Origin of the sequence: Corynebacterium lactis RW2-5 (genome assembly GCF_001274895.1) — a bacterium.
GTDB classification, from domain to species: domain Bacteria; phylum Actinomycetota; class Actinomycetes; order Mycobacteriales; family Mycobacteriaceae; genus Corynebacterium; species Corynebacterium lactis.
Genome location: NZ_CP006841.1, coordinates 1,225,340 through 1,237,689, shown reverse-complemented (window position 1 = coordinate 1,237,689; position 12,350 = coordinate 1,225,340). Strand labels below are relative to the sequence as shown.

Genomic DNA, 12,350 nt, shown 5'->3' with positions numbered 1-12,350 from the left:
GACAGCCGAAGAATACAGGGAGTCTTCCCATATCCGGTGGCACTACAAACGTCGCGCGCGAATTTCTGGGATACTCAATGAAAGGAATGTGTTTCATGGCAGCCGTGTCGCGCGGCATGTTTTGACAAGATTGGAAGAGGTTTCCCCAATGGCCGGTACCAACAACTCCCCGAAGCCAGGCCCACGCCCCGGACCGCGTCCGGGCCCTCGCCCCGGCGCAGGCGTTGCGTCGACCCCACAACCACATCCGCGCCCAACTCCTCGCTCAGGAACTGCATCCGGCGCTGCTGCCTCGCCTGCGACTCATTCGCGAGCAACCGATCCGACAAAATTCGGTCGCATCGACGAATCCGGGACTGTCTGGCTTGCCACCAAAGATGGAGAGAGGGAAATCGGCTCGTGGCAGGCCGGCACGGCAGCGGAGGGCTACGCCCATTACGGCAAGCGCTACGACGATCTTGCGACTGAGGTCGAACTTCTCGAATCACGTGTCGTCAGCCACCCGGAGGAGGCGCAGACGATCGCACATACTGCGCAGGAGCTGAAGGACGGCTTGCCGACGGCCGCGGTCCTCGGCGATGTCGATGCTCTCGATGCTCGATTGGTTCATGTCATTGAGGCCTCTGCTCAGGCCGCTGAGAAGGCTCAGCTCGACAAGGAAGAGCGACGCAAAAAGGCAATCGCCCGCAAGGAAGAACTCGCCGCAGAGGCGGAGGATTTGGCCGAAAACTCCACCGAGTGGAAGGTTGCAGGCGACCGAATTCGAGAGATTCTCACCGAATGGAAGAGTATCCGCGGCATCGACCGCAAGACTGACGATTTACTCTGGCGCCGCTACTCCCGCGCCCGCGATTCCTTCAACCGTCGCCGTGGATCGCATTTTGCTGAGCTAGATCGCAACCGCGCCGCGGCACGCCGCACAAAGGAGGACATCATCGAGCGTGCGGAGGCCCTCAAGACCTCCACGGAGTGGTCGTCAACGGCAGCTGCATTCCGGGATTTGATGAAGGAATGGAAAGCCGCAGGACGCGCCCCTCGCGAGATTGATGACAAGCTTTGGGCACGATTCAAAGCTGCCCAGGATGAATTCTTCAGTGCCCGAAACGCGGTCAACGAAGCCCGTGACAAGGAGTACGAGGAAAACGCTGCGGCAAAGGACGCCCTCCTCGCCGAGTATGATTCTCGCATCGATCCTTCAAAGGATTTGGATCACGCACGAGCCGAGCTCAGGCAGCTGCAGGAAAAGTGGGAGGAAATCGGCTTTGTGCCGCGCGGCCGTGTCCGAGAATACGAAGATCGCATCGCAGCCCTGGAAAAGCGAGTCTCGGAGGCCGCGGATTCTCAATGGCGTCGCACCGACCCGGAGGCGCAGGCTCGCGTCCAGCAGTTCGCAGATCGCGCAGCGGAGTTCGAAGCCAAGGCCAAAGAACTCGAAGCTAAGGGGAAGAGCTCTCAGGCAGGCAAGGCTCGCGAACAGGCCCAGCAGTGGCGTCAGTGGGCCGAGCAGGCAGCTGACACACTCAAGGAGCTTTAGAGAATAAGAAATCAGCCCGGGCACGATTCCTATTTAAGGAATGTGCCCGGGCTCTTTTTCATCAGCCGTCAAATCAGTCGCGGTGGCGGCGCTTAGCCCGCTGCCGACGATCGTCGACCATCTCGACATCCGTGGTCGTGTTCGGGGTGAGACCAGAGCGCAAATACGCCTGCTGCGCGCGCAGAACCGGGTCGGAGTCGGCGTGGACGCGGCGTTCATTAGCGAGTTCGTGCTGGCGACGGGTGCGTCGGAAAGCAATAATGCTCAACGTGATAGCCAAAAGGAAGCTGCATACGATGCTCAAAGCCAACCCCCACGCGATGCCCTCACCGGCCAGCTCCTGTGGCCGCGATTGACGCATCCAACCGGCAAAAACCGAATACACCGCCTGCACGGAAGAGACAGCCCAGGCTACGAAAGCGACAGTCGTGGTCCTGGTCAGCAGCGTTGCGAAAGCCAGAAGCACACCGACAACCACAAGCACGGAATAAATCCGCTCCGGAGCCGTAGTGAAAAACTTACGGGCAACATCGGTGTCCAGTAGAACATCAAAGCCCAGGACCACACCAGAATGCGGCAGGAAGAAGCTAACTATGAGGCCAATCGCCGCAATTAGCATCGGAATAGCCGCACGCCCTAGCTGCAGCTCCGCTGCAGCTTTGCGCTCTTCGGCGCGCAAATCCCGGCCTTGAAGCGATTCCGCGGTTTTTTCCCCGCTAGTCACAGCCACATCCCTCATTCTTGTTCTCAACCGACGGCTTGCCTATCTTTGGCAATCCTAGTCCGACACCAATCGGAGCAGTAGTTGGAATCTGCCCGATTTCCACGTTATCGCCCGCCTTTGTGCGTCTATGAGACAGCACACCGGAGTCAGCGATGAGGAAGTGCGGCGCGGAGTCGGTAACCCGAACCGTAACGTAATCGCCTGGCCGGATTGAACGATCAATAACGCCAGCGGAGGCCTCGTTCTTCGCAAAGTGGACAAGCCGGCCATCACGGCTGCGTCCGGACATACGGTGAGTCTCGGAGTTCTTACGCCCGTCCGACTGGGTGACCAACAGTTCTACCTCGCGTCCAACGAGCTTTGCATTTTCTTCCTCGGAAATACGCTCCTGCAGCGCGATAAGGCGGCCATAGCGATCTTTCACTACCTCAGGCGGCACCTGCTCGTCCATCGTTGCAGCCGGGGTTCCCGGACGTGGAGAGTACTGGAACGTAAACGCAGAGCTGAAACGAGCCTTCTCGACGACATCCAGGGTCGCTTGGAAATCTTCTTCGGTCTCGCCGGGGAATCCTACGATGATGTCGGTCGTAATCGCAGCATCAGGCATCTTTTCTCTGACTTTGTCTAGGATGCCTAGGAACTTCTTCGTGCGGTAAGAGCGGCGCATAGCCTTGAGAATGCGGTCGGAGCCGGACTGCAACGGCATGTGCAGTTGGTGGACGACATTAGGCGTCTCCGCCATGGCGTCGATGACATCGTCGGTAAACTCCGCCGGGTGAGGCGAGGTAAAACGTAGCCGCTCAAGGCCTTCAATGGCACCACAAGCACGGAGCAACTTCGAAAAGGCGGACTTATCGCGCTCCAATTCCGGATCGGCGAAATGGACGCCATAAGCGTTGACATTCTGGCCCAGAAGGGTGATGTCTGTAACTCCCTGCTGCACGAGTGCCTCAACTTCGGCGAGAATATCGCCAGGACGACGATCCCGCTCTTTACCGCGCAGGCTCGGAACGATACAGAAAGTACACGTGTTATTGCAGCCGACCGAAATACTTACCCAACCCGCGTAGGTAGACTCTCGCTTCGCAGGGAGGACCGAAGGGAACTCTTCCAGAGCGTCCTTAATCTCTACCTCGGCTCGCTGATTATGGGCAGCCCTCTCGAGCAGCGCAGGAAGCGACCCAATGTTGTGGGTACCAAAGACAACGTCCACCCATGGCGCTTTCTCCACCACGACCTGTTTGTCCTTTTGAGCGAGGCAGCCGCCGACGGCAATCTGCATGCCAGGGTGCGCATCCTTCACCGGCTTGAGCTGTCCAAGGGTTCCATAAAGACGGTTATCCGCATTCTCACGGACAGCACAGGTATTGAACACAACCAGGTCGGGCTGGTCGCCCTCTGCCACCGCCTGATAACCGTTTTCCTCAAGCAGACCCGATAGTCTTTCGGAGTCGTGGACGTTCATCTGGCAGCCAAATGTCCGCACCTCATAGGTGCGCGGCGCAGACTGCTGTTCAACAGAGTTCAGAGAAGGGGTAGTCACGGCATTTTAGGTTAGCCGCTATGAAGGCATTTCCCAATTTCCAAACGCTGCATAGAACTGTTCGACGCTAGAGGTTTTAGGCCTACCTAGCAGCTGGTTGACTAACGCAGAAAATGAAACTAGCCGAGTTCCTCATATCGCGCGTCGAGAGCTTCGCGGGCCACCGTCATCGACATATCGGATGGAAAGCCCCTGCGCGCCAATACCCCGACGATTTTTCGAAGATCTTTCTGTTTGTCGGCATAGTTTTCTGGGACGCAGCGAAGCGTCCCCGCCTTTTTGGTAGCAAGTTTGCGCGCGACCATTTCCTCATCGACACGAGTAACTTGTTCTAAAGCATCCGACCGATCAGCGGAGGAAATGCCCTTTTCACGAAGCTCCCGGTCCAAAACGGTTCGAGACTTACCCCGTAGCGAAAATCTCTGCCTAACCCATTCACTAGCGAAGAGCTTGTCGTTGACGAGGCCACCACGGGCAAGGTCATCGACCACCTCTTCAACAATGGCCGGTAGAAACTCCTCAACGGCCAGGAGACGATCGAGAAGTTCCTTACGAGACCTCATCCGCTGATCCAAAAGCCTCAGCGCCTTGGCACGGACAGGAGCCTTAGCCGCCTCATGCCCGGAATCGAACAAAGTTGAACCATCGGCCTGCGCAATCTGCTGCGCGAGCTGTTCAATTTTCCTGACCTTGTCCGACTCCGACTCTGCCAACACCTCTACCCCGCACTCCTTAACTGCAAAACGCTTCCTGTCGACATTAATCGGCAGTTTTATTCATCATCGAGGTCGTCGAAATCAATATCGGGCACGACATCTACTGGTGCATCGATATCAGTTTCTTCCTCAGCGTTCGCATATTCGCCGACACCGAGCTTCTTCTTAATCTTGATTTCGATTTCCTTGGCAAGCTCCGGATTCTCGCGAAGATGCAAACGCGCCTTCTCCTTGCCCTGGCCGAGCTGATCCCCCTCATAGGTAAACCACGAACCAGACTTCTTCACAATCCCGTTATCGACACCCATGTCAATCAGAGAACCCTCACGGGAAATTCCCTCGCCGTAGATAATGTCGAATTCTGCAATCTTGAACGGAGGAGAAACCTTATTCTTTACGACCTTCAAGCGAGTGCGGTTACCAACAGCATCCTGACCGTCCTTCAAAGTCTGGATACGACGGACGTCACACCGCACCGAGGCGTAGAATTTCAGGGCCTTACCGCCAGTGGTCGTCTCCGGCGAACCAAACATGACACCAATCTTTTCACGCAGCTGGTTGATGAAGATAGCGGTCGTTCCAGCGTGCGAAAGTGCGCCCGTCATCTTACGCAATGCCTGGCTCATCAAACGTGCCTGCAGACCCACATGGGAATCGCCCATTTCGCCGTCGATTTCCGCCTTCGGAGTAAGAGCAGCAACGGAGTCCACAACGATAATGTCGATTGCACCCGAGCGAATCAGCATGTCAGCGATTTCCAGTGCCTGTTCCCCCGTATCCGGCTGTGAAACAAGCAGATTATCTGTGTCAACTCCGAGCTTGCGAGCGTAATCGGGATCCAGCGCGTGCTCCGCATCGATGAACGCCGCGATGCCACCCTGCCGCTGCGCCTCTGCAATAGCGTGCAGAGCAACAGTGGTCTTACCCGATGACTCCGGGCCATAGATCTCCACGACGCGGCCACGGGGAAAGCCTCCCAGACCCAAGGCCACATCAATTGCAATATTTCCGGAGGGAATTACCTGAATCGGAGGACGATTGTCATCCCCCAAGCGCATGACAGCGCCCTTACCGAAGTCCTTCTCAATACTTGCCAAAGCAACATCGAGAGCCTTCAAACGATCATTACCCTGACTGGAAGCCGCCGACTTCTTACGAGCCATAATTAGTTCTTCATCCTTTTCATTGTTAGCTTGTACGCCCTGCAGGACCTCCCCACCGACGTCGTCAGCAAGAGTCTCCTCATTAATCTCAGCCTCAAGAATTTCACTCACATCTGTATAGGCGCGGGAAATACCCTTTCGGTTCCATATTCAGACTTTAAGACCACGTATCCGGTTACACCCACGCGCAGAGCATCACGCCAGATTTCTCAACGAGGCGCTACGCAGACAAAGCCCTAGGAGGTTGAGCCTGTGACAGTTATAAAGGCAAACCCGGACTCTCGAGCGTCACACATCAAATAATATGCGAATTTCTGTTCGAATAAAAGCAAGACACGTCGGTAAGCGAAAAATTTTGGGAAGAGACGACAACGCGATTGCAGCAAAATCCTATTCATCCGGACCGCACCAGCGGGTCTCGGGGACATCATGCTCCCGGCAGAGAGCCCACCAGATATCGCGCGGTTCGACGCCGTCCTCCAGGAGTTCCACCGGAGTCTTGCCAAACTCCAACAACACATGCGAATGCAGCAGCCAAGGACCGTGTTCTTTACCAAACTCATGGTCCACAAAAGAATAAAAATCAGCCAAACGCATGCCCACCAAACTACTAGACCTCGCAACGAGCGACCAGGGAGTGCGCATGAACACGTCATCTTCGCTAACTCTAAGGCACCGACCATGCACCCGAACTGAACAACGCTCAAGATAGAGGACTAAGATAACGGTGTGAATAATTCAAAGGTCCTCGATCTCACGCTCATTGCCGCTTTTGCTGCACTGATTATTGTGCTGGGTGGCATTGCCATCCCCGTCGGCGGTTTCGGTGTTCCCATCGTTTTGCAGAACATGGGCATCGCGCTCGCAGGCATGATTCTCGGCGTCAAACGCGGAGGTCTCGCTACGACTCTGTTCCTCGCCGTCGGTCTCGTTAATATCCCCAATATGGCCGGTTGGAAGCCTCTGCTCGCCGCTCTACCCGGCCCGACGATTGGCTACATCTTCGGATACCTGGTCACGGGCTTCGTAGTCGGAGCAATCGCGCAAGCCGCACCGCGGGCTAAGTCGGCGCGCTTCGGAGTGTTCGTCTGCGCAGGACTCGTCGGTGTAGCAATTCAGTACTTCTTTGGTTCGCTCGGACTGATGTGGCGGCTGGACATGGCGTCGGCAGATGCTTTCGCCGCAAACCTGCCCTTCATTGTCGGAGATGTCATCAAGGTCGTTGTCGCTGCGCTTATTGCGACCGCTGTGCTGCAGGCGTTCCCCGACCTCCTACCCGACCGAATCGACCGCCAGCAGCTTCGCGCCCAGGCCAAGACCGCCCAGGACTAAGCAGCACCGATTTCCCACAATCTCGAAAGGGCTACGGGTCGACACATGCCCACTATTACCTTCGACAACGTAGGTGCGACATACTCGGGACGAGAAATTCTCCGCTCGATATCTTTGGAGCTCACTGAACCACGAATCGGAATTATCGGGGAAAATGGCGGCGGAAAGTCGACCCTTGCCCGCTTGATTAACGGACTGGGAACTGCGACCGAAGGCAAGGTCTATTACAACGGGACCAACGTTGCCCGGCACGCAAAGGAGGTCCGCAAAGATGTCGGTTTCATCTTCTCCGATGCCGACAACCAGATTGTTATGCCGACCGTCGCCGAAGACATCGCATTTTCTCTACGTAAACAGAAGCTTCCCAAGCAGGAACGCGAACGTCGAGTCATGGAAGTCCTGAGCCGCTTCGGACTACACAACCATGCCGACGACTCCCCTCACCTTCTCTCTGGCGGTCAAAAGCAACTGCTCGCCCTGGCCTCGGTTCTGGTGCTTGAGCCAACGACAATCATCGCGGATGAGCCGACCACACTACTGGACTTACGAAACCGCCTGCACATTCGCAAGGTATTTGCTCAGTTGAGCCAGCAAATTGTCGTGGTCACACATGATTTGAACTTCATCGACGACTTCGACCGAATCATTCGAGTTCAAGCGGGCCGCATAGTCGACGACGGCAGTCCCGAAGAAGTGATTCCCAGGTACGAATCCGATATGAGAGCCTTCGCAGATGGCGCCGATAGTGACACCAATAGTTAGGTCGATTCCGCGATGATTCATCCTTCGAACGTTCCGCTCGGCATCTACCTCAATCACTCATCGATAGTTCACCGACTGTCGGTTGGCTGGAAAATGCTCGCCGTGACCGCATTCATCCTGGCCGGTGCCGTTTTGGTTGATTCGTGGATCGGTGGCGCGATCTGCATGCTTATCGTCGCTGCTGCCTACGTTGCAGCAAGAATCCCGATTGCAGTGGCACTCAAACAGATCGCTGGGGCTCTTCCCCTGCTACTTTTTCTCAGCGTCTTCCTCTGGTGGAGAGGTGGCTTCCTAGCCGCACTGACTTCATTTTTGACTTTGCTATCCGCAATCATGATGGCTATAGTTTTCACACTAACGACGCGGGTTACTGAGGTCATGGATTTCCTCGTAAACGCCTTGCAACCGTTCGAAAGGTTCGGCGTTCCAGTCGACACGATTGCACTCGCACTATCACTCACACTGAGAATGATTCCACTCCAAGTAATGGCAGCGGCGGAAGTACTCGAGGCTAGGAAAGCCCGCGGCGCCACAGCATCCATCGTTGCCTTTGGTGTTCCGGTTGTCGTCCGGACAATTGGACGGGCGCGCGCGATGGCGGACGCACTGGTCGCCCGAGGCGTCGGCGAGTAAAAAGACACAAAAAAGGGCCTCCACCACCCAATAAATCAAGCGGTGGAGGCCCTCTTTATACCTAGAGCCCACTTACTCCCGGAGGGGAAGTACTTGAATTAGCTGCCCTCACGCAGCTGACGCATGCGCTCGGCCACTGCGGGGTCAGCCGGAGAGGCGCCAGATTGAATCGACTTCGGAGCCGCCGAGCCAGGAAGCTGGTTGCCCGAGCCCATCTCTGCACGAATCTGTTCCAGACGGGAGTGACCGGCGAGCTGAACGCCAGCGGCCTCGACCTCGGCCATGCGCCCCTGGACCGAGTTCTGTGCCAACTCCGCCTGCCCCAGAGCATTCGCATAACGACGCTCAATCTTGTCACGTACCTGATCAAGGTTCGGCGTATTGCCGCTAGAGAGCTGGTTCATAGACTGGAGCGACTCTGAGACCTTCTCCTGCATCTTGGCCTGCTCCAGCTGGCTCAGGAGCTTGGTACGCTCCGCAACCTTCTGCTGCAGCTGCATGGAGTTGCGCTCGACGGCCTTCTTGGCCTGAGCTGCCTGCTGCAGCGACTGATCATGCAGAGCTTTGAGATCCTCAACCGACTGCTCAGCGGTAACGAGCTGGGCCGCAAACGCCTCAGCGGCATTTTCGTACTCGGTAGCCTTAGCCCCGTCGCCTTCCGCGCGAGCCTTGTCCGCCAACTGCAAAGCCTGCCGAGTGTTGCCCTGCAACTTTTCAATTTCCGCCAACTGGCGGTTCAAACGCATCTCCAGCTGACGCTGGTTACCGATAACGGCGGCAGCCTGCTGCGACAGCTCCTGGTGCTGGCGCTGTGCGTCCTCAATAGCCTGCTGAATCTGCACCTTCGGATCAGCATTTTCCTCGATCTTAGAATCGAATGCAGCCATCAAGTAATTCCACAGCTTCACAAAAGGATTAGCCATCGTGTCTTTCCACACCTTTCTCAAGAAAGTGAGCAGGTCACCTAAACGCTCTGACTCATCTTAACAACGCCGTATGAGAATCAGCATTCGATTAGATGAGCACAACCAAAAAATAGTCAATAATTAAAGGATTCACGCGCATTAAAAGCGCGGAATCAGCTCTAAATCGCGGCCATCTCTGGGCTGGCCGCGTGTAGTGCCATGGCACTGGCAGCCTCCACCATCAAATCAGAGACAGCAATGCCCAAGGCCGCACACACTGATGCCAGAAGCTCGGAGGAGACTTCCTTACGACCGCGCTCCAGCTCCGAGAGGTAACCGGGGCTAATCGCCGCCGCCTCCGACAGCTCCCGCAGAGTCAAACCACAGCGAGTTCTAATATCCCGCAGAGTCTCCCCCAGCGCCTCGCGCAGCAGCGGCTCGCGAGACTCGACAGTGCTGACAGAGAGAGAAGCATCAGAAACCGCCGCCTCAGCCTTTGAGGCCTTGCGGTAAGGGACAGTCATAGTTGCGGTGTTATTGCTCATCACTACCTCCAACGCTTCGGGCATCCCTATTGTTCCCGTTTGAGTCAATCAGTTGGGCCCTACCCAACGATTCTCGTAAGCAACTCCGTTATAGCCAGGTCCACAGCCTGACCGCGAATCTCGTTTCGGCCCAGGCCATCGCGGATAGGAAGGCGTACCGCCTCCACCGCGCCTAGGTCATGCGAGGTGTCCATTTTGATACCGCACCAGACCTCCCCAACCGGATGTCCGTCCTGCATATCGGGACCTGCAACCCCCGTCAGTGAGACAGCCCACGATGCCTGGGTCTTTCGAGCCACTCCCAGCGCCATATGCCGAGCGGTTAGCTCCGCAACGGGGCCGAACCGTTCAAGGACGTCCAGGGGGACTTCGGCAAGCAGATTCTTGGTGTCGGTGGCGTAGGTTACCACCCCTCCCCGAAGGACTGCGGAAGCCCCGGGCACGGAGGCGACAGCGGCGCAAAAGAGGCCGGCGGTAAGCGACTCGGCGGCCGCTAGAGTCTGGCCACGCTCGCGCAAGAGCCGGACCAGTCGGCCGGCCTTGTCCTGGGCGGTCAATTCAGAAAGGCCAGACGAGTACATACTTAGCCCCTAATCCGAGACCTTGCCAGCTTCCCGCGAATCGAGAATGTACTGGATACCGGTTACCACGGTGATGACTACCGCGACAATCATTACTGCCCAGGCCGGCCAGTAAAGCCACGGCAGCGGCGCCAAAAACAGCGCGACGGCTAGGGACTGCATGACGGTCTTGAGTTTGCCGCCTTTTGATGCCGGGACCACACGCCCCTGGCGCAGGGCCAACATCCTCCAGATGGTGATTCCGCCCTCCCTCACGACGATGATCGCGGTAATCCACCAAGGCAAAAGACCGATGATATTCAAACCGACGAGCGCAGCGAGCATGAGTGCCTTATCGGCGATTGGATCAGCAATCTTGCCAAAATCCGTAATCAGGTTACGGCTGCGCGCTAGGTGCCCATCCAGTTTGTCGGTGGCCATCAGCAGAGCGAAAACGGCGAAGGCCCACCAACGCCAGTAGGAGGATTCTCCCCCGTCTTGGAGCAGCACCCACAGGAAAACCGGGACACCGATAATACGCAGCACCGTGAGAACGTTCGGGAGGTTCCAGTTAGAAGGCGCATTCGTATTAGCGGATGTAGCAGTCACGGTTGAATAGTTTAGCGCACAGTCCCCGGGCACGTCCCTCGCGGGCAGGCTACGCCAGGCCCAAAGACGGGTGCATGACCGGGATAGACGCGCAGCCTAGGAGCTTGTGTCGTCGAACTGCTCGCGAGGAAGGGCGATGCCGCCCATGTTTTCATCGCGTTTGTTCTTAATCCACGAGGCGACAACGGTCACCACTAGTACTCCGACGATGACGGCGAGCGAGGTCCAAGTCGAGATTTCGGGGACCGTCACGTTCTGGCCGCCGTTGATGAACGGCAGGTTGTTCTCGTGCAGGGCGTGCAGGAGCAGCTTCACGCCGATGAAGGCGAGGATGATACCCAGGCCATACGCGAGGTAGACCAGGCGGTCGAGCAGACCATCGAGGAGGAAGTACATCTGTCGCAGACCCATCAGGGCCAGCGCGTTAGCCGTAAACACGATGTAGGCCTCGTTTGTCAGTCCGTAGATCGCGGGGATAGAGTCAAAGGCGAACATCACATCGATGAAACCGATGGCAACCAGGGCGATTGCCAGCGGGGTTAAGAACCGTTTGCCGTTTTCTTTAATCGAAAGGCGATCGCGGTTGTAGTGATCCGAAATCGGGACGACTGTACGCAGCCACTTAATCAGCCTCATGTCGGAAGGATCCGTCTCGGGCTTATCGACGGCTTCATCCCACACGGTCTTGATAGCCGTGTAGAGTAAGAAGATTGCGAACAGGTAGAAAACATCGGACCATGCGCTAATTACAGCGGCGCCAGCCCAGATGAAGATGCCGCGGAAGAACAGCGCCATTGCGATACCAAACAGAAGGACCTTCTGCTGATATTGCCGCGGAATTTTGAAGGCACCGATAATCAGGGCGAAGACGAACAGGTTGTCAACGCTCAGTGCCTTTTCGGTGATGTAGCCGGATAGGAATTCGACGCCACGGTGGTGATCCCAGAATATCCAAGTAAAGGCTCCGAAAAGCAGAGCAAGCGCCACGTAGAAACCCGTCCAGATGCCGGCTTCCTTCAGGGTCGGATTGTGGGGCGTGCGAACGTGGGCAAAGAAGTCAAAGGCGATGAAGCCAATCACAATTACTACGGTGATAGCCCACACGTATAGGGGCACATGCATAGTTGAACCTCCGGTCGTTTCTAATAAGAACCGGAGGTCTCTCCTGCTTGCCTTTTGCCGCTGGGCTGTCGCGCATTAAACGCCTCAGCCCGCGGGGACAAGTGACGGAACCGGGATTTGCACCACGCGCCATGCCCAGCAGGCAGGACGTGTGTGCAATCCGTGTTGACGATAACCGTCACGGGTTACCGAGAAGCCACCA

General features: G+C 56.6%; 14 protein-coding genes. 4 read left to right on the top strand and 10 right to left on the bottom strand.

The annotated features are described in order from the left end of the window. Positions 1-148 precede the first annotated feature (148 nt). Positions 149-1,534 carry a DUF349 domain-containing protein gene (locus CLAC_RS05415; protein ID WP_053412029.1) on the top strand — a complete coding sequence of 462 codons (1,386 nt, stop codon included), beginning with the start codon at positions 149-151 and terminating at the stop codon, positions 1,532-1,534. Between the two features lie 73 nt (positions 1,535-1,607). Here the strand turns inward: CLAC_RS05415 and CLAC_RS05410 are convergent, their stop codons facing one another. The 5 genes from CLAC_RS05410 to CLAC_RS05390 form a co-directional block, all read right to left on the bottom strand. Beyond that, the gene (locus CLAC_RS05410; RefSeq protein WP_425388807.1) at positions 1,608-2,264 is read right to left on the bottom strand and encodes an Rv2732c family membrane protein; all 657 of its coding nucleotides are present in this window, start codon (positions 2,262-2,264) and stop codon (positions 1,608-1,610) included. Beyond that, the gene (gene miaB, locus CLAC_RS05405; protein ID WP_082313134.1) at positions 2,251-3,801 is read right to left on the bottom strand and encodes a tRNA (N6-isopentenyl adenosine(37)-C2)-methylthiotransferase MiaB; all 1,551 of its coding nucleotides are present in this window, start codon (positions 3,799-3,801) and stop codon (positions 2,251-2,253) included. The genes CLAC_RS05410 and miaB overlap by 14 nt, the downstream gene beginning before the upstream one ends. Before the next feature lie 119 nt (positions 3,802-3,920). Continuing rightward, positions 3,921-4,514, bottom strand: a complete 594-nt coding sequence (locus CLAC_RS05400) for a regulatory protein RecX (RefSeq protein ID WP_053413294.1) — start codon at positions 4,512-4,514, stop codon at positions 3,921-3,923. 59 nt (positions 4,515-4,573) lie between these two features. Further along, the gene (recA, locus tag CLAC_RS05395; RefSeq protein ID WP_053413293.1) at positions 4,574-5,680 is read right to left on the bottom strand and encodes a recombinase RecA; all 1,107 of its coding nucleotides are present in this window, start codon (positions 5,678-5,680) and stop codon (positions 4,574-4,576) included. Between the two features lie 390 nt (positions 5,681-6,070). After that, positions 6,071-6,277: a DUF3046 domain-containing protein gene (locus CLAC_RS05390; protein WP_053412027.1), complete on the bottom strand. Its 207-nt coding sequence runs from the start codon at positions 6,275-6,277 to the stop codon at positions 6,071-6,073. A gap of 132 nt (positions 6,278-6,409) precedes the next feature. On the opposite strand from CLAC_RS05390, the gene CLAC_RS05385 reads away from it, so the two are divergent. Genes CLAC_RS05385 through CLAC_RS05375 form a run of 3 tightly spaced genes read left to right on the top strand, consistent with a single transcriptional unit; the run spans position 6,410 to position 8,407 of the window. Beyond that, on the top strand, positions 6,410-7,012 hold the full coding sequence (locus tag CLAC_RS05385) for a biotin transporter BioY (protein WP_053412026.1): 603 nt from the start codon (positions 6,410-6,412) through the stop codon (positions 7,010-7,012). A 45-nt stretch (positions 7,013-7,057) separates the two neighbouring features. Then, a complete protein-coding gene (locus CLAC_RS05380; RefSeq protein ID WP_053412025.1) occupies positions 7,058-7,774 on the top strand; it encodes an energy-coupling factor ABC transporter ATP-binding protein in 717 nt (238 codons plus the stop codon). Between the two features lie 12 nt (positions 7,775-7,786). Beyond that, on the top strand, positions 7,787-8,407 hold the full coding sequence (locus CLAC_RS05375; RefSeq protein ID WP_053412024.1) for an energy-coupling factor transporter transmembrane component T family protein: 621 nt from the start codon (positions 7,787-7,789) through the stop codon (positions 8,405-8,407). A 98-nt stretch (positions 8,408-8,505) separates the two neighbouring features. Here CLAC_RS05375 and CLAC_RS05370 read toward each other — a convergent pair whose 3' ends face one another. The 5 genes from CLAC_RS05370 to CLAC_RS05350 form a co-directional block, all read right to left on the bottom strand. Continuing rightward, positions 8,506-9,330: a PspA/IM30 family protein gene (locus CLAC_RS05370; RefSeq protein WP_053412023.1), complete on the bottom strand. Its 825-nt coding sequence runs from the start codon at positions 9,328-9,330 to the stop codon at positions 8,506-8,508. 161 nt (positions 9,331-9,491) lie between these two features. Further along, complete coding sequence (locus CLAC_RS05365) at positions 9,492-9,857, bottom strand: helix-turn-helix domain-containing protein (RefSeq protein WP_053412022.1); 366 nt, start codon at positions 9,855-9,857, stop codon at positions 9,492-9,494. Between the two features lie 59 nt (positions 9,858-9,916). Continuing rightward, positions 9,917-10,438, bottom strand: coding sequence for a CinA family protein (locus tag CLAC_RS05360; RefSeq protein WP_053412021.1), 522 nt, complete (start codon positions 10,436-10,438; stop codon positions 9,917-9,919). 9 nt (positions 10,439-10,447) lie between these two features. Next, complete coding sequence (pgsA, locus tag CLAC_RS05355; RefSeq protein WP_053412020.1) at positions 10,448-11,026, bottom strand: CDP-diacylglycerol--glycerol-3-phosphate 3-phosphatidyltransferase; 579 nt, start codon at positions 11,024-11,026, stop codon at positions 10,448-10,450. 96 nt (positions 11,027-11,122) lie between these two features. Further along, positions 11,123-12,148: a TerC family protein gene (locus CLAC_RS05350; protein WP_053412019.1), complete on the bottom strand. Its 1,026-nt coding sequence runs from the start codon at positions 12,146-12,148 to the stop codon at positions 11,123-11,125. Positions 12,149-12,350 lie beyond the last annotated feature (202 nt).

Excerpts from the sequence above, each read along its gene's own strand:
- CLAC_RS05370 (WP_053412023.1), bottom strand. The coding sequence starts at position 9,330 with ATGGCTAATCCTTTTGTGAAGCTGTGGAATTACTTGATGGCTGCATTC.
- CLAC_RS05365 (WP_053412022.1), bottom strand. The coding sequence starts at position 9,857 with ATGAGCAATAACACCGCAACTATGACTGTCCCTTACCGCAAGGCCTCA.
- CLAC_RS05375 (WP_053412024.1), top strand. The coding sequence starts at position 7,787 with ATGATTCATCCTTCGAACGTTCCGCTCGGCATCTACCTCAATCACTCA.
- CLAC_RS05390 (WP_053412027.1), bottom strand. The coding sequence starts at position 6,277 with ATGCGTTTGGCTGATTTTTATTCTTTTGTGGACCATGAGTTTGGTAAA.
- recA (WP_053413293.1), bottom strand. The coding sequence starts at position 5,680 with ATGGCTCGTAAGAAGTCGGCGGCTTCCAGTCAGGGTAATGATCGTTTG.
- CLAC_RS05415 (WP_053412029.1), top strand. The coding sequence starts at position 149 with ATGGCCGGTACCAACAACTCCCCGAAGCCAGGCCCACGCCCCGGACCG.
- CLAC_RS05350 (WP_053412019.1), bottom strand. The coding sequence starts at position 12,148 with ATGCATGTGCCCCTATACGTGTGGGCTATCACCGTAGTAATTGTGATT.
- CLAC_RS05360 (WP_053412021.1), bottom strand. The coding sequence starts at position 10,438 with ATGTACTCGTCTGGCCTTTCTGAATTGACCGCCCAGGACAAGGCCGGC.
- CLAC_RS05380 (WP_053412025.1), top strand. The coding sequence starts at position 7,058 with ATGCCCACTATTACCTTCGACAACGTAGGTGCGACATACTCGGGACGA.